The organism is Bacteroidales bacterium (genome assembly GCA_035342335.1).
Taxonomy (GTDB): Bacteria; Bacteroidota; Bacteroidia; order Bacteroidales; family JAGONC01; genus JAGONC01.
Genome location: DAOQWY010000026.1, coordinates 1 through 22,135, shown reverse-complemented (window position 1 = coordinate 22,135; position 22,135 = coordinate 1). Strand labels below are relative to the sequence as shown.

15 protein-coding genes and 1 pseudogene are annotated in these 22,135 nt (G+C 49.1%); 6 read left to right on the top strand and 10 right to left on the bottom strand.

The window, feature by feature from the left end; all coding sequences use genetic code 11:
- Positions 1–657 (bottom strand): uracil phosphoribosyltransferase, encoded by a 657-nt coding sequence (gene upp, locus PKI34_11400; GenBank protein ID HNS18414.1) that lies wholly within the window; start codon positions 655–657, stop codon positions 1–3.
- A 65-nt stretch (positions 658–722) separates the two neighbouring features.
- A complete protein-coding gene (locus PKI34_11395; GenBank protein ID HNS18413.1) occupies positions 723–2,876 on the bottom strand; it encodes an aldehyde ferredoxin oxidoreductase C-terminal domain-containing protein in 2,154 nt (717 codons plus the stop codon).
- 226 nt (positions 2,877–3,102) lie between these two features.
- Between PKI34_11395 and thiF the strand changes: the two are divergent.
- Positions 3,103–3,693: pseudogene (thiF, locus tag PKI34_11390) on the top strand (sulfur carrier protein ThiS adenylyltransferase ThiF).
- Positions 3,694–3,746: 53 nt separating this feature from the next.
- Complete coding sequence (gene thiS, locus PKI34_11385; protein ID HNS18412.1) at positions 3,747–3,950, top strand: sulfur carrier protein ThiS; 204 nt, start codon at positions 3,747–3,749, stop codon at positions 3,948–3,950.
- On the opposite strand, the gene PKI34_11380 is transcribed toward thiS, so the two are convergent.
- The 8 genes from PKI34_11380 to PKI34_11345 form a co-directional block, all read right to left on the bottom strand.
- The gene (locus tag PKI34_11380; GenBank protein HNS18411.1) at positions 3,937–5,244 is read right to left on the bottom strand and encodes a folylpolyglutamate synthase/dihydrofolate synthase family protein; all 1,308 of its coding nucleotides are present in this window, start codon (positions 5,242–5,244) and stop codon (positions 3,937–3,939) included. The genes thiS and PKI34_11380 overlap by 14 nt on opposite strands.
- 19 nt (positions 5,245–5,263) lie before the next feature.
- Entirely contained in the window at positions 5,264–6,064 is an 801-nt protein-coding gene (locus PKI34_11375; protein HNS18410.1) for a hypothetical protein, read from the bottom strand.
- Positions 6,057–6,482: a biopolymer transporter ExbD gene (locus tag PKI34_11370; GenBank protein ID HNS18409.1), complete on the bottom strand. Its 426-nt coding sequence runs from the start codon at positions 6,480–6,482 to the stop codon at positions 6,057–6,059. Before PKI34_11370 ends, PKI34_11375 begins: the two co-directional genes overlap by 8 nt.
- 39 nt (positions 6,483–6,521) lie before the next feature.
- Positions 6,522–7,226, bottom strand: coding sequence for a MotA/TolQ/ExbB proton channel family protein (locus PKI34_11365; GenBank protein ID HNS18408.1), 705 nt, complete (start codon positions 7,224–7,226; stop codon positions 6,522–6,524).
- Positions 7,227–7,369: 143 nt separating this feature from the next.
- Positions 7,370–8,428, bottom strand: coding sequence for an anhydro-N-acetylmuramic acid kinase (locus PKI34_11360; GenBank protein ID HNS18407.1), 1,059 nt, complete (start codon positions 8,426–8,428; stop codon positions 7,370–7,372).
- Between the two features lie 2 nt (positions 8,429–8,430).
- Positions 8,431–9,726: a UDP-N-acetylmuramoyl-tripeptide--D-alanyl-D-alanine ligase gene (murF, locus tag PKI34_11355; protein HNS18406.1), complete on the bottom strand. Its 1,296-nt coding sequence runs from the start codon at positions 9,724–9,726 to the stop codon at positions 8,431–8,433.
- Between the two features lie 68 nt (positions 9,727–9,794).
- Positions 9,795–11,279 carry an SUMF1/EgtB/PvdO family nonheme iron enzyme gene (locus PKI34_11350; protein ID HNS18405.1) on the bottom strand — a complete coding sequence of 495 codons (1,485 nt, stop codon included), beginning with the start codon at positions 11,277–11,279 and terminating at the stop codon, positions 9,795–9,797.
- Positions 11,280–11,310: 31 nt separating this feature from the next.
- Complete coding sequence (locus tag PKI34_11345) at positions 11,311–12,321, bottom strand: PorP/SprF family type IX secretion system membrane protein (GenBank protein HNS18404.1); 1,011 nt, start codon at positions 12,319–12,321, stop codon at positions 11,311–11,313.
- A gap of 291 nt (positions 12,322–12,612) precedes the next feature.
- On the opposite strand from PKI34_11345, the gene porU (PKI34_11340) reads away from it, so the two are divergent.
- The 4 genes from porU (PKI34_11340) (at position 12,613) to ispF (ending at position 22,059) form a co-directional block, all read left to right on the top strand.
- On the top strand, positions 12,613–16,422 hold the full coding sequence (porU, locus tag PKI34_11340; protein HNS18403.1) for a type IX secretion system sortase PorU: 3,810 nt from the start codon (positions 12,613–12,615) through the stop codon (positions 16,420–16,422).
- A 26-nt stretch (positions 16,423–16,448) separates the two neighbouring features.
- Positions 16,449–20,291 carry a type IX secretion system sortase PorU gene (gene porU, locus PKI34_11335; GenBank protein ID HNS18402.1) on the top strand — a complete coding sequence of 1,281 codons (3,843 nt, stop codon included), beginning with the start codon at positions 16,449–16,451 and terminating at the stop codon, positions 20,289–20,291.
- A 111-nt stretch (positions 20,292–20,402) separates the two neighbouring features.
- Positions 20,403–21,575 (top strand): type IX secretion system outer membrane channel protein PorV, encoded by a 1,173-nt coding sequence (gene porV, locus PKI34_11330; GenBank protein HNS18401.1) that lies wholly within the window; start codon positions 20,403–20,405, stop codon positions 21,573–21,575.
- Positions 21,553–22,059 carry a 2-C-methyl-D-erythritol 2,4-cyclodiphosphate synthase gene (gene ispF / locus PKI34_11325; GenBank protein ID HNS18400.1) on the top strand — a complete coding sequence of 169 codons (507 nt, stop codon included), beginning with the start codon at positions 21,553–21,555 and terminating at the stop codon, positions 22,057–22,059. The genes porV and ispF overlap by 23 nt, the downstream gene beginning before the upstream one ends.
- The last annotated feature ends 76 nt before the right edge of the window (positions 22,060–22,135 follow it).

Below are 22,135 nucleotides of genomic sequence, written 5' to 3'. Positions count from 1 at the left end.
TTAATCTCCTTTTTTTCCGAAGGCAAGGTCGCCTGCATCTCCAAGCCCGGGAACAAGATAAGCCTGTGCCGTCATCTCTTCATCAATGGCTCCGGTCCATAAGGTTATCTGCCCGGTAGCCAGGTTCTTTTTTAAGTGATTGATCCCCTCTGTGCTGGAGAGAACCGTGACAAGATGTGTATGATCCGGTTGTCCATAGGTTAGCAATTCCCTGTAACACAGTTCCATGGAATATCCGGTGGCCAACAGTGCATCCGACAGGATCAGTATTTCTCCGTCGAGGTTCGGGCTGGATGTATAATCAATGTGGATCTTAAAGTGTCCGTCTTTGTAAACTTTTCGGTAAACAGATATGAAAGCGCTGCCTGCCATGTCAAAAAAGTTCAGCAATCCTCCGTGCAGGGGTAAGCCTGCCCTGAGGATCGTTGCCAGGACAGGAGGATTTTTAAGGACCGGGATCTCTGCTGTTCCAAGCGGAGTCTCAACTTCCTTGGTGGCATAGTCGAGTGTTTTGCTGATTTCATAGGCAAAAACCTGCCCCATTCGCTCCAGGTTACGCCTGAACCGAAGTGAGTCGCGCTGGATTTCGGCATCCCTGATTTCGGCGATGAACTGGTTCATGATCGAACCTGAACTTCCGAGATTGTTTATTTTCATGGCATTAAAAATTGCAGGATCGGGATCCTGTGGATGAAATTCAACCGGACAATGATCTTCCGCTGTTACTGATGATCCTTGATCACATCAATGAGTTCCGGCAGGTCCATGCCAATTTTTCTCAGATGCTCAAGGGTTGGAACTCCGTTTTTGTTCCATCCTCTTCGCACATAAACAGCATCGAGTAACTTCTCATAGCGGTCTTCCCTGTACGATCTTAGAATGGCCAGCTTTTCCTCAGTCGACTTTCCATCCGGCTCGGTACCGATCAGTGTCTTGAGGTGCTTGTCGTAGCGCTCCGCACGTGATTCATATTCTTCCACCGTCACTGGTCCGGCAGCCCTGTAAGGCTGGGCATCATATTTCCTGGTGCCAAATCCTCTCCTGAGATTGAAGATCCGCTGAAAGTTATAGACCCGTTCCGACTGCCGGATAAGTTCTTGCTTATCAAAGGGTTTACCCGTAACAGCTTTATAAATGGTAACGTAATTGTCGACATGCTCGGGAACCTTGGCAGGTTCATCCGTTTCTGCGTTAGTGACCGGTTCTACATCATTCCAGGGCAACTTGCAAAGGCCGACCAGCCCGAACCAGGTCCGGAACATCGGGAAATAATGGAGTGCTTCGGCTTTATCTTCAAACGTGGGGATCTGATTGTTCACCATATCCATAAAGATCAGCCATGCCTCATCGTGCTGAGGTCCCTTGTTGGTCATGGCAAAACCTCCCTGTTGTGCGAGGGATTCCTTGGAAACATACTCCGAATACTCCAATCCTTTGTTCTCCATGCCAATATCCTGAAGAAATCCGGGATCACCCCACCCTTTTTCGATGAAAAGCTGCTTCATTTTTCTCACACCCATTCCCACGATCAGTCCGAAACCCTCACCGCGTGCCAGCTGGTGCATGGCTTCCAGCGACGCTTCTGCATTCCCGAAATTCAGTTCCAGCCCCCCTGTCCGCTCCTTGTTCAGGACACCGTTTTCGTAACATTCCATGGTAAAAGCCATCACGGTGCCCCAGGTGATGGTACAGATCCCGTAGGTATCGCAATAGAAATTGGCTTCAATGATATAATCCGGATCAAAGATGCCGCAATTTGATCCCAGCCCTCCTGCATTCTCATATTCAGGTCCATCCACCAGAACTTTCTGCCCCTTGTACGGTCCCGTTTTCAGGGTAAATTCATCCACCCCCTTGGAACAAGCCATATTGCATCCTATCCAGCAACCATCCGGGATACCCTGGGTGAATTTGGCCTTCCAAATATCGCCATGAATCCGGAACGCTTCAGAATGGCTTCCGAATTTGTAATTATGGACCGGCAACAGGTCGTAATCATTCATTATGTTCACCAGGTGAGCCGTTCCCTTTGTCCTCATTTCAGCCTGGCTGTCATCCAAATCCCGCATTTCTTTGTTGAAACGCAATCCCCGTTCGATGATCGCATTCAGATCCACCACATTGTTCAGATTGCCTTTCACACCGGGTATCTTTACGACCAGTGCCTTGATCCTCTTGTTACGGAAGACAGTTCCTATGCCTCCCCGGCCTGCCTGCTTAAGCCTTACCTTACCCCTTCGGGGATCATAAAAGCTGAAATTGAGCATCCCGATCAGGGAATGCCCCGCGGCAGCCCCGGTGGAAACCACACCGATGTTCCGCTTGTCCTTTTCATCATCAGCATACATCTCTGTAAGCTGCTCCGCAAGCAGATGACTGTCGATGGCTTCCAGCGGCGCTTCATTGATCTCAACATGATGATGAATGCCGTCGATAAAGATGATGACATCATTCTTTGCTTTCCCCTGAATTTCCAGTGCATCGAATCCTGAAAATTTTAAAAAGGGACCGAAAAATCCGCCCACATTGCTATCCATCACCGAATCGGTCTGGGGAGAAATGGAAACCACCAGTGATTTTCCGGTTCCGGAGTACTGGGTGATGCCACCAAGTGGTCCCGATGAGATAACGATCTCGTTTTCGGGATCATCCCATTTCGTATCCGGGCTCGTCGCATCCCAGAGCAACCGCAGTCCATACCCCTTGCCACCAATGAATTTTTCCTTCATCGGCGGAGGAACGTCCTTGGACAGGATCTCATTCCGGGATAGATTGACATACAGGATCTTGTCTGTATACCCCCTGTCGAGTGGTTTCCACTGATAATTCCAATCTTTCAACACTTTATGAGCTGATTTGATCGCAGAAAGTTCCATATAAGTTGATTTTTTTCGAATATGCGTTGTAAGACCTTGGATCGCAAAGGTAATAAATTAAAGCTGACTGGAAGGGAGATCGGGGGAATTATTGTTTGCTGATTCGGATTTGAAGTGTTGGTCATTCATGGCTATTCGTGGTTATTGTTGGTTATTGTTGGTTTATTGCGAAGGGATGGATGCATCTGCGATGGCAGAATAGTGTTATTTTTGCAGGAAACTCAATGAAGCGATGCCTTTGGATATGGCTGACCGATTGAAATCATCCACCGTAGGGATAGCAGGTTGCGGAGGACTGGGATCCAACTGTGCGGTTGCCCTGGCACGGGTTGGTGTCGGCCATCTGATCCTTGCGGATTTTGATGTGGTCGAACAAAGTAATCTCAACCGGCAGTATTACTTTTTGGATCAGGTCGGACAGTTAAAGGTGCTTGCTTTGAAAAATAACATCCTCCGTATCAATCCGCGCATCAGGACAGATACCTTTCCCGAGCGGCTCACTCCGGACCGGATTGTCGTCATTTTCGGGCAGTGCAATGTCCTGGTTGAGGCCTTTGACCTGAAAGAAATGAAGCTAATGATCGCTGAGACAGTGATGGAGCGGATACCAGGTATCCCTTTGGTGCTGGGCTCCGGTGTGGCAGGATGGGGTAAAAACGAGCTGCTGGCAACGCATCGTTCGGATAACCTGTACATTTGCGGGGATGAAACGACCGAAACCTCGGAAGAGGTTCCGCCCCTGGCCCCACGCGTAGGGATCGTGGCCAACATGCAGGCGAACGTCGTACTGGAGCTATTGCTTGGTACTGAATGGTAAATGGTAAATGGTCAATGGTCAATGGTCAACAGTCAACAGTCAACAGTCAATAAATGAGGATCACTTTAAACACTATCCCTGAAGAAATTGATGCGGAAGCATTAACGATTCGTGAATTGCTGGCCTATAAAAATTTCACGTTCCGGTTGCTTGTCATCAAGGTCAACGGAAAACTTGTGCGAAGGGAGGATTATGATACCGTAACGGTAAGAGACAGGGATCAGGTCACCGTGATGCACCTGGTCAGCGGGGGCTGAGAACCTCCGCCACAATAAAGGTGCTGCCCCCGACAAAGATGATATCGTGCTGATGTGCCCTCAGGCGTGCACTGGCAAGGGCTTTTCTTACCGACGAATATGCTTTCCCCTGAAGCCCCGCCCGGCGAGCCTCTTCAGCAAGCTGATGCGCATCCAGGGCGCGGGGAATGTCTGCTCTGCAGAAATAATACATTGCATCCCGTGGCAACAAGGATAGAACCTGCTGAATTTCCTTATCTGCAACCACCCCGAATACAAAATGCAACCGGTGGTGATCCAATGAAGCCAATTGATTGATCGTGTATTGAATCCCTTCGGGATTATGTCCCACATCGCAGATGATCAGGGGATTGCGGCCGATGATCTGCCATCTTCCCCTAAGGCCCGTATTCTGCAGGACGTTCCGGATCCCACGCTCCATGCAGCGCTTCGGAATAGTGAAGCCTGCTTCCTGCAGGATCTCGACCGACTGGATCACCGTAACCAGGTTCCTGACCTGATAGTATCCCTTGAGCGGGCTTTCAAGTGTCAGACCGTAGGGCAGGCCGTCCCGTAAAACATCAAAGCCATCCAGAATGGTTCCGGAGACATTGTCACGAGAGTTTACCAGTGAAAAATGCTGATCGGCAAACGTAATGGGTGCATTCCGTTCACTGGATACACGCAGAAATACACCGGTTGTTTCATTCTGGGTTTCTCCGATGACGACCGGAACATTCGCTTTAATGATCCCGGCTTTCTCTGCTGCAATTTTTTTCAGGGAATCCCCCAGAAAAGCCTGATGATCGTGGCCGATGTTGGTAATCACACTTAAAACCGGTGTCACCACATTGGTTGAATCAAGCCGTCCGCCCAGACCCGTTTCCAGTACAGCCAGATCGACCTTTTCCTCCCTGAAATAATCAAAGGCGAGTCCGACAGTCATTTCAAAGAAAGAAAGCCCGATGGAACCAAAAGCCTCTTTATAATTTGCAATGAAGGAAGTAACCTTATTTTTGGGGATCATTTCCCCGTTGATCCTGATTCGTTCCCTGAAATCCATAAGGTGCGGAGATGTATACAGGCCCACTTTTAAACCTGATTCCTGTAAAATGCTTGCGATCAGATGTGAAACGGATCCTTTTCCATTGGTGCCTGCAACGTGGACGGAAGGGAAGTCCTGATGGGGATTCAGGAGTAACCGGCAGAGGGCAAGGGTATTGTCAAGATCTGCCTTGTAGGCTGCAGCCCCGATCCGGTGAAACATAGGTAGCTGGCTGTAGAGGTACTGAAGGGTTTGATGATATCCTGGCAAGGTGGGAATGATTCAAACGTTAATTCATTTTTATGAAAATGTAGGTGACCGTGCCTGTCTGCAATTCGGGTGCGTCGGGCGAGGGAGAAAAAGTTGCCCTGAGGGCGGCGTTTTTTGCGTGGTTTCTCAGCGTTAGGTCAGCAATGGTGGTTCCCCTGGCCCCGGGCTCTGCTTTTGTGACCCTTCCGGTCCTGTCCACCCAGATGGTCACCACGATGCGGCCCTGTTCGTCTGACTGATAATCGGGTTTGGGCAGGTTTTTCGCCGTCCGTCCTGAAAGACTATAGGAAACCCCCCCTCCGGAGCCACCCATCCCATCATAATTGCCGGCACCCTTCACCCCATCGGGACGGCCCTGGTCACCCTCTGCTCCGGTAATCCCCTGATTTCCTGATGTAGAAGAAATTTTGGATGGTCCTTTATAAAGTGCATCAGGGTTCACAGCCTGCTCGGGCTCTGCAGGTTGCTGATCTGTTTTCTCCTGCTGGCGGTCATCAGGTAGCGGCTTAACCTGTTCTCTGGGCGTCTCGGTCTTCGGCTTGCTGACCGGGGTTTCTTCCACATCCTGGGTAAGCACCTCTTCTTCCGGTTGTGCCTCCGGAGGCGGTGGCTGCTCCAGGACCTGAGCCGGGGCTGTGATCTCCTCCGGTTGTATGAAGCCCATTCCCTGATCCGAATACCCCAGGTCGACCTCCACTCCCTCTTCACCGGGTAGAGGCAAAGGGGTTTTCAGTGCCATCAATAAAATGATGACGAGGAACAACGCGTGGTAAACGAGGGTTCCGGCAAGTCCCTTGATCTTTTCCGAATTCTCACTCATGCTGGCTTTTTGGCTGTGTGGCAAGAATAACCTTGTGTTTTGTATTGGTTAACCGGTTGACACTGTTCACTGCATCAATGACATTGACAATATATTGCACGGCTACGCTTTTATTGGCACGTAAAACAACGGAGGCATCCTGCTGTCCCTTCAGAGCGCCGGCGAGTTCCTGGCCCAGTGCCAGCTCCTCCACAGGCCGGCCATCAACGGAATAAGCCATCTGCTCATCAATGTAAACCGTCACGGTGGCCGGTTTGGCCATGGTTTTGCTATCGCTGCTGGGAAGGAGTAGCTTGATCGCATTGGGAGCGATCAATGTCGATGTGAGCATAAAAAAGATCAACAGCAGGAAAACCAGATCCGACATGGAAGCCATGCTGAATTCGACCCTGCGCTTATTTCTGATCTGTATCGCCATCCGCCTGAAAATTATCTTCCAATGATGTTTCTGTTGACTTTACTGCTTCGCCGGTTCATGCAAAAGATCCATGAACTCGGTGGCTCTTGCCTCCAGTATGAAGACCAGTTTTTCGATCCGGGCAACAAGCACATTATAGCCAATCAGGGCTATGATGCCGACAATCAATCCTGCAACGGTGGTAATCATTGCCTGGTAAATGCCTGTCGACAGTAATTGAATGTCAATGTTGTTTCCCGCCATCGACATGTCATAGAATGCCCTGACCATGCCAAGAACGGTGCCCAAAAAGCCAATCATGGGTGCAACGGCGGCAATGGTGGCAAGCCCGGCAATGTTCTTTTCAAGCCTGGCCACTTCCAGCTTGCCAACATTTTCGATGGCTGCATTGATGTCATTCAGGGGTTTTCCCAGACGGGCAAGACCTTTTTCGATCATCCTGGCAATGGGGGTTGTGTAACTTTTGCACAAGGCATTAGCAGAATCCAGACGTCCGTTATGAACAAAATCACGGATGTTGTTCATAAAATTCCGGTCATCCTTTGATGCGCGGTCAATGACGATGAATCGTTCAATAAAAATATAGATGGCAATAAAGGATAACAGGATGATCGGTAACATCAGCCAACCGCCCTTAAGCGTCAGCTCCCAGAGTGAAAGCCGTATCACATTCTGCTGGGATGAGAGTACAACTTCCTCCATGCCCCGGGTTCCCTGAACAATTTGCAACAAGATGCCTGTCATATGGTTAAGGTTTTATGAAGTCAAAGGTACTGTGAATCATGACCTTTCAAATCAGCCGAATGTTCATTTTTTAACAGTCGGATGTTAATACTAACTCCGTTTTGCCTGAAAAAGTATGATCATCCCTTTATTGGATTTGGAATTTATGGTAAATAAACGGCTCCTCCGCAGGAATCTTCCCCGGCACCCGTGACCGAACTCAGGCAGTTTTTTTCTTCACGCAGCCGCAGAATCCCCAGAAAGGCAAAAATAAGCGCCTCCTTGTACTGAACGGTCCGGTCATCGGGAATGACAATGGGGTTGACTGTCCGGGACCGGATAAGATCAAGGAGGAAGGTATTGTAGACTCCGCCGCCGGTGGCGATGATCCTGTGACTGACATCCTGATCCAGGATCCCGGAGATTTGAACGGAGGCATGTTCGGTATAGGTGCGCATCAGATCCGCGATTGGAAGATCACAGTGATCGACCAGAGGGCTGATATTCATCGAAACCCACTCTCTTCCAAGCGATTTAGGAAATGCCAGGTCATAAAATCCCAGCCTGTTCAGCGCATCAAGCAGTTGTTCATTCAGGTTGCCCGACCGTGCCAGGGTACCACCCGGATCGTAGGGGTATCCCAGCTTTGAAGCAAGTGCGTTCAACACAAAGTTCACTGCAACGATATCCCCTGCCATCCTTCTGCCATCTTTCCGAAAACTGATGTTGGCAAATCCGCCAAGATTCAGGCAATAGAAATATGAGCCAAACAAAAGCTGATCACCGGCAGGGACCAGGGGGGCACCCTGGCCTCCTTTTGCAACATCGGTGGTTCGGAAATCACACACCACCGGTATTCCGGTTTCAGCTGCAAGTGCTGCACCACTTCCAATCTGCAGGGTCATCTTCTTTTCAGGCTGATGAAAAATCGTATGCCCGTGGGATGCGATCAGTACGGGTTCGGCTTGCGTCCTGTTGATGAAATCCTTCACGAGCGAACCCAGGTAATGACCGTACGAAGTATGCAACAGGCTCAGGGATAAAGCATCGAACTCGTGAGCTCCTTTCAGGGGGTTCACCCATTCCTCCGGATAAGAATACGTCAGAGCATCCAGTATCTCAAACGACCATTGGCCGTCATTTTCAATAAACCGGCACAATGCGACATCCACCCCATCCAGTGAGGTGCCCGACATCATTCCTATGGCTGTGTAGTGATTCATCGCTAAAAAAGACCGATCAGTGTTTCCAGACCCATGGCCCGTGATCCCTTGAGCAGAACCAACCTGTTTCTTACGGGATGTTTTTCAAGATAGGAGCGTGCTTCCGAATGGCTATTGAAAACGCGGAAGCCGGGCGGAACGGATACCGATGCGAAGTGCTCCCCGATAAGAATTCCTTTTTGCAGGTTCAGCCTGAGGATGAGATCAATGATATGGTGGTGTTCCGACAGACTCTCAGGTCCCAGTTCAAGCATATCTCCGAGGACTACCCATTTTTCCGGACCGGGCAGGCTGGCAAAATTGGTCAGGGCAGCCTCCATGCTGGAAGGATTGGCGTTATAGGCGTCAAGGATGACACGGTTATGCGGTGTATCGATCAGCTGTGAACGCATGTTGCCCGGGTGATACTGTTCGATGGCCTGGATGATCCTGGCGGTATCGACATTGAAAAGCCTTCCGGCTGTAAAGGCAGCCAGGATGTTTTCCAGGTTATACCTGCCGGTCAGATGCGTCCGGATCTGGCAGGTCTCTTCCAGGGCTGAATCAGATAGTTCGACCGTCAGAAAAGGATCGGCCGATATGCAGCGACCTGTGATGGCTGCCGGATGGCTTATACCGTAAGTAACCCGCCGGATGGATCCGGAAAGGGACATCAACAGTTCATTGTCCGCATTGACAAACAAAGTGCCGCCATTCTCTCCTATAAAATCGTATAATTCACGCTTGGCTCTGACAACGCCCTCAAAGCCGCCAAAGCCTTCCAGGTGTGCACGGCCGATATTGGTAATGATGCCCAGCTCAGGCCGTGCAATCCGGCAAAGGGTGCTGATCTCTCCGGGATGATTGGCTCCCATCTCAACAACCGCCATCTCGGTGTGTTCTGCAATGGAGAGAACGGTAAGGGGTACACCGATATGGTTATTCAAATTACCAGGTGTGGCTACCAGATTGAACTTTTTCGACAGGACTGCATGGCACAGTTCCTTGGTGGTTGTTTTGCCATTTGTGCCTGTAATGGCCAGTACAGGGATCTGAAAATGAGAACGGTGAAAACCGGCAAGTTCCTGCAGGGCTGCCAGGGAGTCCTTTACCAGAATGAAACGGTCATTTTGGACTACAGTCGGATCGTCAACCACCGCAAAGGCACAGCCTCGATCCAAAGCCTCACGGGCAAAAGCATTGCCGTCAAAAGAAGGTCCTCTTAGCGCAAAAAATACGGCACCTTTCACACTCTTTCGGCTGTCGGTACAAATGAAAGGATGCTTAATAAAAACCGTATAGATATCCTGAACACGCATAGCAGAAAAACAACACCCCATCCGGAATGATCAGGATGGGGTGCAATCATTCCTATTCCATTGCTTCCTTAATTTTCCCTGAACGATGATCCCATCTTGGTCATGGCACATCGGAATCCGATGTTGTTGGCTGACTGATCCTGATCAAGGTAACGCCTTACGGAGGGGCTGAGGTAATAGGCGGGATCCCTCCACGAACCTCCTTTGTAAACCCTTGACTTATCACTGATCAGGGATGTATTGCCGTAATCGTACATAAGCTGGGTTGTATTGGTTTCAGCTGGCTCGGATGTCCAGTCCGAGGCTATGGTGGAAGAAAAATCGCCATCTTTGTAATTGATATTGTCTGCTTTCCGGTAGTTTTTCCTTCCGGCGGCTTCTTCGGGTGTGATCTCCCTGTATTTAAGCCTGCCAAGACTATCCTTGGGTGCCAGGAAGCCATCCTCATCGGTTTGCTTCACGGTGAAAACGTTGCCCCTGAAAGGCTGCAGGTCGGCAACATCCTGGAAGGTAAGGGGCCGGTAGACGTCGAGAACCCATTCGGCCACATTCCCTGACATATTGTAGAGTCCATAATCGTTTGGCCAGTAAGAAATGACATCAGTCGGGATAAGCGCACCATCGTTCAGGCTGCCTGCCACACCCATGTAATCACCTCTTCCCCTTTTGAAGTTGGCAATGAAATTACCATAATATTTCTTTTCGTCGGTTCTGACATAATTGCCGTTCCAGGGATAGGCTTTCCGTTCAACAATGCGTTCATTCATCGTATTGCCAATCAGTCCGTAAGCTGCATACTCCCATTCTGCCTCTGTGGGAAGCCTGTATTCAGGAAGCAGGATTCCGTCTTCAAAGCGTACCGACCGGCCATCGGGATTCCCATTGGGGCTGAGGTCAGGCAGGTTTTTATTGACAAGCCCCTGGTATTGCCCTGCCAGATAAGCCTCCGTATTGAAGTTATTCTCATTCCTCTGATCAGGATCCGGTTGCAGGATGCCTTTTTTGATGAGCAACATTTCATTGACACGATCGGTTCTCCAGACACAATAGTCATTCGCCTGGACCCAGCTGACACCGACAACAGGATAATTGGCATACGATGGGTGGCGCAGATAGGTGGTGACAAATGGTTCGTTGAAAGCCATGCGGTCACGCCAGACAAGAGTATCCGGCAGCGCTTTTCTCAGCACCTCAGGATAATCGGCGCCAAAAACCCTTCCCAGCCAGTAAAGGTATTCCAGATAATCCACATTGGCCACTTCCGTTTCGTCCATGTAAAATGAATTGATGGTAACCCTTCTGGGAACATTGTCCCAGTCAAACAACACATCCTGCTGTGTGGACCCCATAACGAAACTACCTCCCTCGATGTAGACCAAGCCTGGTCCGGTAATCTGTTGGATCTCCTCAGTTACCTCAAATCCACCCCACTTGGGATCATTGTATGTCCAACCTGTGGTGTTGGATACTTCCTTTTTCGAGCCACACCCGGAAAAAGTAATCAGAAGAGCGGCTGCGCATATAGTACTTAAAAAATAATGTTGCCTGATCATTTTATTGAACTTTATTTGAACTTCTTTATAACTAAAAATTAGGTGATTCTATTGCCTTGATCCTTCTTTTTTTGTAATCCTCCTTGTAAATGCAGAATTCCCAACGGAAAGAAACTTCATGGGATCCACCCGAACTGATACCGATCTTGGATAGTGTATAGTCGAAGCTATACCCGATCTGGTACGAAGGTTGTCTGAAACCCAGCAGAATGATCACCGCATCAGGATTCTCAAAATTATGCCTGAACCATAAACCCGCTACGAATGGGCTGATGCTGGCATACAATCCAGCGTTTAACTGATGAAATTCTCCCTGCTGCATGTAAAGAACGTTGGGAGAAAGCGCTATGTCATCCTCTTCAACCTCCCCAAACCTTCCGTTGGAGAGATTGAACTCGGTACCGGCGTGGGCTGTGAACTTCCTGTAAAGCTTGCTGTCAGAGGGCTGATTGAATCCGTTTTCAGGTTCTGCCAGGTGATGTACAGCAAGGCCTCCATAAACGATATCCCTGTACCCCGCATAGACTCCGGCTGAAAAATCCACGAAACCCACTGATTTTGATTCATAAAAACTGGGATCACTATAACCGGGATTGACCGATCCATCATTTGGATTGATGGCACCTCCGAAGACCAGCTTGTCAATGTCCACCTTCATCTGCTGATACGTAACCTGGGCGCCGAAATCAATCCGAAGATCCTCAGATGCCTGCAGCTTGAAGGAATATAAGCCACTGGCCATCAAGGCAGATATCGCTCCGTCCCCCTGGCGGTCAGCGGTGAACATGACGCCATATCCGCTCTGGATCTTTTCAAGAAACTGATCATAGGCAACGTGATAGGTCACATACCCCTTTGGAATGGCCGGCCACTGATTGCGGTAATTCAACGTCAACCGCCCACAATACGTCGATCCGGCCATGGCCGGATTTAAATACATTGGACTTGCATAAAACTGGGAAAATGCTGGATCCTGTCCGGAAACAGAAAGGGACAGCATGCAGGTAGTCAAGAGGATAAACACGAACAATTTCCCTGGCATTCCTACTTTTTCTAAAACGGGTACAATATTACAAATATTTTTTGATTGATTCCTCAGGATATTGACTATAATTAAACTTACACCAGGGCATTTTATTGTACACGTCCCACCTTTCAAAACATTTCCGTACGTGATGCAAACTTTTTGTTCATAAAAATGTTATTTCAACAGGCAATATCCTTTTAAAATCTGCGCTTTGAAGATTAAGAGGCAACGTTTATCCTCTCTCAGGCATCTATTATGGATTCATGTTCAGATTTAATCCGATATTTGCATATTAAGACTACAGGGATGAAAACTAAACTTTTCATCATTTTTTTCTCACTCGGCTTGCTCTGCAGCACGGGAACGGCTCAGACCCTTTCCCGTAGGCTGGAGGGATTCAGAATTGGCAGAATTGACTACACTGCAACTGATTCCATTTACTTCATCGGATTTGAAGGAGCCATCTATCAGGCCGAAAATGGACAATTGCCTGTATATTCTGAACGGTTAGACTGGGATCCCTTATGGCAAAATCCGGAAGTCAGGCTCACCAAAATGATCTTCGACCGTTTCGACGAACTCAGTCAGGAACGGATACCCGACCTGGAAAACATTGGCGATGCGATCACCGTTACATCCCGGATAGCCTATGAGAAGAAAAAGCCCTGCCTTTCCTTTTCATTTGTACCCATCAGGAAGGATCCTTTGCTGGGTGGCTTCGAAAAGCTGGTATCCTTCGAGATTGAAATCACTACAAATCCTTTGTCAGCTCCTGTCCGGCAAGCAAACCGCCGGGTCTACAGTCCTTCATCCCTGATGGCCGATGGTGCCTGGTACAAGATTGCCATTAAAGAAACAGGGATGTACAGGATCACCTCCCAGCAGTTGTCGGAAATGGGGATTCCGGTGTCTTCGATCGATCCCCGAAATGTACGCTTATTCGGATATGGTGGACGAATGCTGCCCGAAAACAGCGGGGACTCAAGGTACGATGATATGCTTGAAAACAGCATCTATGTTTCCGGCGAAGAAGATGGCCGGTTCGATCCTCAGGACTACATACTCTTTTACGGTGAAGGGCCGGTGACCTGGAAATACAATTATTACAGTGAAAATTTCGAGCATACCAATCACCTGTACGCCGATGAAAGCTATTATTTCATTACCTGTGATTTAGGCCCGGGAAAAAGGATCTCACCTGTCGAAAGCACTACGGAGCCGGCGACCGACCAGGTCAATTCCTTCAATGACTATGCGTCCCACGAGGTTGATAACGTTAACCTGATCAAATCAGGACGGGAATGGCTTGGAGAGGTCTTCGATGTGGTCACGGAGTATCCGTTTTTGTTTGAGTTTGCCAACATCGATAAAAGCACACCTGTAAAAATCAAGACAAGCCTTGTAGCCAGATCAACGGTCAGCAGCTCTTTTCGCGTTCAGGCCGCCGATGAGGTCCGGGTCGTTTCGATATCCCCTGTCCTGTCTTCCTACAATAGCCTCTATGCAAGGGGAGCGGTAACGACCATGGAATTCCTGCCCTCGATGCCTCAGGTCAACATCACATTGAAATACACCAAAACGACGGCTGCATCGGTTGGCTGGTTGAATTACCTGGAAGTGAATGCAAGAAGGATGCTCCAGTTCACCGGTGATCAGCTGTTGTTCAGGGATGCGCGTTCCTCCGGACCGGGTAAAATAGCTGAATTTACGCTCTCCAATGCTTCTGCTGCGGTTACGGTCTGGGATGTCACCAACCGGGCTGATGTAAGAGCGGTCCAGCCCAAGATGAGCGGCAGCGATCTTGTCTTCAGGCTCCGCACGGATTCAATCAGGGAATTCGTCGCTTTTTCAGGTAACGTTTTTCCCGCGGTTTCCTTTATACAAAAAGTTGACAATCAAGACCTTCATTCCACCGGAACGTATGATTACATCATCATTGCCCCGGAAGTATTCCTGGAACCTGCCGGGCGCCTGGCACAGTTCCACAGGGACCATAACGGCCTCAGTGCAGTCGTTGTGCCCCTCGCCAGGGTCTATAACGAGTTTTCATCCGGGATGCAGGACATCACGGCAATCCGTGACTTCGTCAAGATGATCTACGACCGGGCAGGAGAAGGGAACGGGCCAAAGTATCTTCTCCTGTTCGGCGACGGTTCCTATGACAACAAAGACCGTTTAAGCGGTAACACCAACCTGATCCCCACCTATCAGTCGGTTGAATCCTTCAGTCCGGTCATTTCGTATGTTACCGATGATTACTTCGGATGCCTCGACGATGGAGAAGGCACGGGTGAGAACGACATGCTCGACATCGGAGTCGGGAGGTTACCCGTTGCCACCCTCAATGAAGCGAATGTGGCCGTTGACAAAATCATCCATTATGCAGCTTCTTCATCAAAAGTCATGGGCGATTGGAGAAATGTCGTCTGTTTTGTCGCCGATGATGAGGACAGCAATATCCACATTGACGATGCAGACAACCTGGCTGATTATCTGGACACAACCTATCCTGTGCTTAACGTGACCAAGATCTATCTTGACTCCTATGTCCAGGCTTCGACTCCGGGCGGACAGCGCTATCCCGATGTAAATCAAGCCATCAATGACCAGGTGGGAAAGGGAGCCCTCATCGTCAATTATACAGGTCACGGCGGTGAAGTGGGATGGGCTCACGAAAGGGTGCTGGAGTTGGCAGACATCAACAGCTGGACAAACTATGACCGCATGCCGGTATTTGTGACAGCTACCTGTGAATTCAGCCGGTTTGATGACCCTGGCCGGACATCGGCCGGGGAATGGGTATTCCTGAATCCTGGCGGAGGGGGACTGGCCTTATTTACAACGACAAGGGCCACCTTTGGAAGTCCTAATTATACACTGAACAAAAGTTTCTATGTTTACGCTTTCCAGAAAATACAAGGCCGGTTCCCAACCATGGGAGATATCATTCTTTATTCCAAGCGTCAGAGTGGTTCCGACAACAATGGCAGAAAATTCGTACTGCTGGGCGATCCAGCTCAGCGCCTCGCCTACCCTGAATACACGATCGTTGCAACAGCCATAAACTCGGTTCCCACAGGCAGCCAGCCTGATACCATCCACGCGTTATCCTCCGTTACGGTTACTGGAGAAGTCAGGGAAACTTCCGGAAAAATCGCAACCGGATTCAATGGGACACTCAACACAACGGTGTTTGACAAATCCCAAACCGTCCAGACACTTGCCAATGACGGTGGCAACCCCTATGGCTATGCGATCCAAAAAAGCATCCTTTACAAAGGAAAGTCTGAAGTGATGAACGGTGAGTTCAGCCTGACATTCATTGTGCCAAAGGATATTGCCTACAGGTACGATTTTGGAAAGATCAGCTTTTATGCCGAAGATGGGACCGTTGATGCCAACGGCCATTACAACAACCTGATCATCGGTGGATTTGATGACCAGGCAACGGATGATCTGACCGGACCCACGATCAACCTGTTCATGAATAATGTCTACTTCAGGGACGGTGGCATCACCGACGAAAATCCCGTCCTGCTTGCCCTGGTAACGGATGAAAGTGGCATCAACACCGTCGGAAATGGCATCGGACACGATATTATTGCTGTAATGGACGAAAACAACGATGAACTGAAAGTGCTCAATGATTATTACCGGGCTGACCTGAACACGTATCAAAGCGGGGTGATCACCTATCCTTATTTCAACCTGCCGGAAGGCAAACATCAGATCAGACTGAAGGTTTGGGATGCTTTCAATAATTCATCAGAAGCGATCATTCATTTCGTCGTAAAAAACGGAGAAAATATGACCCTGGAAGATCCGCTGAACTATCCCAATCCATTCAGTGACAAAACCTGGTTCACCTATGAGTTGAACCATCACAGTGAAAAAATGGAGGTCGATATTTTGATTTTCAACACCATCGGACAAATGGTACGTTCAATTTCCAGGGTGGTTGATGCGAATGGCTACCGGCCCGAACCCATTGAGTGGGATGGCCGTGACCAGAATGGCGCTTTATTGTGCGGAGGCTTGTATGTCTACCGGATCAGGGTCAGGGCTGAGAACGGAGCCGCTTCGGAAAACTCAAATAAGCTCGTCATCATCCGGTGATTGTATGAAAATGAATCATGGACAGTATGGCTAAGAGATACCTCGGTCGGATTGCTTTTGTGTTCCTGATCCTGATTACGTCAGGTTTTGTGGTCAGGGAATCAGGAACACGATGGCAGATTGTATGGACAGGATTTCACGAATATCCGGTCGGCAATAATTTATCCTATAAAACGGTTGACTTTGAAGGAGCAGTGATGGAGCCTTCCCTTCATGGTCATCTTCCGCTTTTTTCCGGAATCATTCCCCTGAGTCACTGGTATGATACAGTTTATGTTCAGATAAAGGATGTTTTAACTGAACCGGCGGATCCCTCCGAGATAAAGCAGATTGAAGGTTTTGAAACCATTTCCGGGGAATGGCAGATCAAAAGCAGGATCATAACCCTTGACCATCAACCCCATGCAGCACTGACGATCCTGCCTTTCGTGAAACTTCCGGGTACGGAAGTCTATCATCGTTTGAAGTCCTTTTCCATTGACCTTAAATACGGTGAAATCCGAACTGCAGCGCCAGCTCAAAGGTCTGTTCCGGCATTTCGGCAAAACTCCATTTTAAGCAGCGGTACCTGGTTCAAACTGGGCGTCACTTCCTCAGGGATCCATCAGGTTTCGTATGACGACCTTGTGGCTTACGGTTTGGATCCTGCTTTGATCGATCCCAGGAACATCAGGATTTACGGCAACGGACCGGGAATGTTGCCTGAGCCAAATGCAATGCCCAGATACGATGACCTGCTGGAGAATGCTGTTCTGGTTACCGGGGGAGAAGACGGATCACTCGATCCCGGGGATAATCTGCTATTTTATGGAGAGTCACAGGTCACCTGGAAATACAATCCTTTCAGGATGACCTTTGAACATTCCACGAACCTGTATACGGATACCACTTATTATTTTCTGAACCCTGATCTGGGTCCAGGCAAACGGATCAGTCATATTCTGCCGACCGATTCGATACCAACAGACACGGTCACGACTTTCCATAATTATGCTGTATTTGAGGAGGATCTGACCAACCTGATCAAATCAGGGAAAGACTGGTATGGCAAAAAATTCGACATGCAGGACTCCGTACAGGCATTTACCTTCGCTTTTCCGGATTTCAATCCCAAAATGCCGGTCGGCATTAAAATGCTGGTCGCAGCCAAGTCAACTGTCAATTCTGACTTTCTGGTCTACAATGGCGATGAAATTGTCTCAAAAGCGACAGTGACCGGCATTCAGGCGACCTCCACTACGGTTTATGCGCGGAAAAGCGTGGATAATGGCTCGTTCAATGCCGGCAGTGGCCTTTTTGATCTCAGAGTGGTGTACAGGGCTCCCACCACAACATCCTTTGGCTGGCTCAACTTTATTGAGATCAATGTTGTTCAGGATTTGACCTACAGGGGTAAGCAGCTCCCCTTCCGAAATGCCACTGCTGTCGGAAGAAACCGCGTGGCAGAATTCACACTGGCCGGGGCCGGTCCGGATATCAGGGTCTGGGATGTAACCGATCCCAGGAACATTGGCCAGGTACAGACAACATCCGCAGAAAACCAGCTCCGGTTCCGGTTGCCAGTCGATTCCCTCAGGCAATTCATTGCCTTTAACGGTTCTGACTATTTAAAACCGTCTTCTGTACAAAAAATCGAAAACCAGAATCTTCACGGTTTACAAGCCGCTGACATCATCATGATCTGCCCTCCTCTTTTGCTGGATCATGCTCATCAGCTGGCTGCCATCCATCAAGGCCGGGATCAGTTCTCTTCCCTGATCGTCACTCCCGGACTGATCTACAATGAATACGCTTCAGGCGCCAAAGACATCACCGCCCTGCGCGATTTTGTACGCATGCTTTACCTGAATGCTCCGGAAAACAGCAGGCCGCGTTATCTTTTGCTTTTCGGGGACGGCTCTTTTGATCCCAAGGAGCGCATAGCAAAAGGATCGGACCTCATCCCGACGTTTCAATCTGCCGAATCGCTCATCATGACTTCATCCTTCGTAACGGATGACTACTACGGGCTCCTGGATGAGGAAGAAGGCAGTGATGCCCACGGAATACTTGACATCGGCATCGGAAGGTTCCCCATCAGTACCAGGGAAGAAGCGGATCATATTCTGCACAAGATCGAATTTTACCTCAACCATAAAGAGCAGGTTCTTGGCGACTGGCGTAATTTCATCTGTTTTCTGGCGGATGATGAAGACATCAACATGCACATCAACCAGGCCGAGGAACTGGCCTCATTTGTGGATAGTGCCTATAATCAGTACAATATCGACAAAATCTATTTTGATGCCTTTCCTCAGATCGCTTCACCCAGCGGTCCGCGCTACCCGGGTGCGACCGAGGCGTTGAACAAGCGGATTGAAGAAGGTGCACTTATCATCAATTACACCGGTCACGGAGGGGAAACCGGCTGGGCAGCCGAACGGGTATTGGAAACTTCAGATATTAACAGCTGGACCAACATTGACCGGCTGCCCTTGTTCTTAACTGCCACCTGTGAGTTCAGCCGGTTCGATGATTTTGAACGAACAGCAGCCGGAGAGCTGGTATTCCTTAACAATAACGGAGGGGCCATCGCCCTGATCACCACCACGCGCCTGGCATTTGCCCAGTCGAATTTTATCCTGAACACCCGTTTCTACCAGTATGTCTTTGAAAAGATTGATGGAAAATACCCAAGGATTGGTGATCTGATCAGGTTATCAAAAAGCTTTCCCGAAAATAATAACGTCCGCAATATCGTGCTGCTGGGTGATCCCGCACTTCAGCTTGCTTATCCCCGGTATCACGTCAGGACAAACCAGATCAATACATCCCTGATCGGTGCTCCCCTTAAGGCAGATACCATCCGGGCATTGTCCACAGTTACGGTCAGCGGTGATATCCGTGACGAGGCAGGCAACCTTGTTTCGGATTTCAAGGGCGATCTTTTTCCCGTGGTCTACGACAAGCCATCGGAGATCCATACCCTGGTGAACGATCCGCGAAGCAGGCCCACAGGATTTTCAATTCAGCTGGATGAGCTCTTCAGGGGAAATGTCACAGTCAATGAAGGAGCTTTTACCTTCACTTTTATGGTACCCAAGGACATCACGATGAACTTTGGCACGGGCAGGATCAGTTATTACGCCATGGACAGCATTGTGGATGCCAGCGGTTATTATGAAGATTTTATCATCGGCGGATCAGACAACACAAGCACTGTGGATACCCAGGGTCCCGACATCCGGCTTTTCCTGAATGATCCCGTGTTCGCCCCGGGAGATTATGTTGGTTCCCAGCCGGTCCTGATCGCTGATCTTTACGACCAGAGTGGGATCAACGTACTGGGTAACGGAATAGGCCACGACTTGACCGCTGTTCTGGACAATGCGTCTGAAGAGATTATCCTGCTGAATGAACATTTTAAGTTTGAGAAGGACTCCTATCAGCAGGGGAACATTACCTATGTACTACCGGGCCTGGGAAAAGGTTATCACGTGCTTTCACTTAAAGCGTGGGACCTGCAGAATAATTCGTCAACGGTCAGCATTGATTTTTATGTATCGGACAGCATTGACCTGCAGGTACAACAGGTGATCAACTATCCCAACCCCTTCAGGGACGTCACTTATTTTTCCTTTGTTCACAACCAGTTCAACGAAATCCTGAATGCAGAGGTCTGGATCTATGCCGTCGATGGCAGCCTGATCAGCAAGATCGGCCCCATGCAGATCACGACCGACGAATACAAGGCATCCACACTCCTCTGGGATGGTAGAACCGGCAGCGGGTCAAGAGTGAAACCCGGTGTGTACATCTATTACCTGGTCATTGACAACAATAAAAGCTCCTTGAACCGGTTATCCGGAAAACTTATTGTTCTCGACTGAGCAATAACCGCGATAATTATAACGTTTGAAACGAATTAATTTATATCTTTGCCGTCGCAAAATTCTAATCACTTTATGCAGCACACTAGACTGAAAATCAGTTTGATCGGTATGGCAGGATTCCTTATTCTCCCTTTTTGGGCGGGAGCTCAGGAGTATATATATACCGGTCAGGAATTAAATACCATAACCACTGCTGTTCCCTTTTTATTGATAGCACCTGACGCACGTTCGGGTGGCATGGGTGATGCGGGCGTGACCAGTACCCCGGATGCGTCGTCCATGCATTTTAATCCGGCCAAATATGCTTTCATTGAAAAAGACATGGGATTCGCCATTTCTTACAGTCCCTGGCTGAGAGCGCTGGTGAGTGATATCAACCTGGCATACCTGGCCGGCTACAAACGCATCGACGACAAACAGACCATTGGAGCCACCCTGCTGTATTTTTCACTGGGTGATATCACCTTTACGGATATCGTCGGGGAAGTGATCGGCAACTACAAACCCAACGAATTCAGCATTGATGCCACCTATGCCCGTAAGCTGGGTCCAACCTGGTCGGGTGCCGTATCAGCCCGGTACATCTATTCCAACCTGACCCAGGGGATACCGGTTGCAGGGGCCTCCACCCACGCCGGTCATTCTGTTGCCACCGATGTAGCATTCTATTACAAAAAAGAAATCAACCTGAAAAACCTGGATAAATCCTGGATCAACCTTGGATTCAACATTTCCAACATCGGTGCAAAGATCTCCTACAGTGAAAGCAATACGGAAAAGGATTTCATTCCGACCAACCTCCGGTTCGGCCCGTCATTGACGATGGATTTCAATGAATATAACCGGTTTACCTTCATGGTTGACGTAAATAAGCTTCTGGTACCTACGCCTCCTATCTATGATTCGGTGGATGGTACGACCATCATTGCAGGAATGGACCCGGAAGTTGGTGTGGTTACAGGCATCGTTCACTCGTTCTATGATGCACCAGGCGGATTTGAGGAAGAAATCAGGGAATTCAGCTTCTGTCTGGGCACCGAATACTGGTACGATCAACAATTTGCCATCCGTGCAGGGTTCTTTTATGAAGATAAAACCAAAGGCAACAGGAAATTCTTTACCCTGGGTGCCGGTTTACGGTACAACGTCTTTGGCCTGGATTTCTCCTATCTGATTCCCACTGACCAGAAAAATCCACTGGAAAACACACTTCGCTTCACGCTTTCGTTCGACTTTGATGCTTTTTCCAGAAAAACGGATGAAGAATTCATCACCGAGTGATTACCGCACAGGTTTTGGCTATGACATACACCGGCTTACCGGGGGTCGTGCACTGATCCTGGGCGGCACGTTGATTCCCCATCCGAAAGGCAGTGAAGGTCATTCCGACGCTGATGTGCTGATCCATGCCATCTGCGATGCTCTCCTGGGAGCTGCCGGCCTGCGCGACATTGGTTACCATTTTCCTGACACAGCCCCTGAATTCAAAGGGATCGACAGTAAAATCCTTCTCAGGCGTACCCTGGAACTTGTCCGTGAACAAGGCTATCAGCTGGTCAACCTTGATGCGACCATTGTCCTGGAAAAGCCAAAACTGCAACCGCACATCCCTGCAATGAAAACGGTTCTGGCTGAAATCCTGGGAACTGAAGAGAAAAACATAGCGATCAAAGCCAAAACGAACGAAGGCCTGGGCCCCATCGGCCACGAAGAAGCCGTCGCCGCCTTCGCTATCGCCTCGCTCTTCCACCGCCACACTTCCTGATCCCCCTCCTCCCACTTCCACCCCCCCAAAAACTCTCCCCCTCCCCAATTATACCTTATGCCTTTATGCCTTTGTG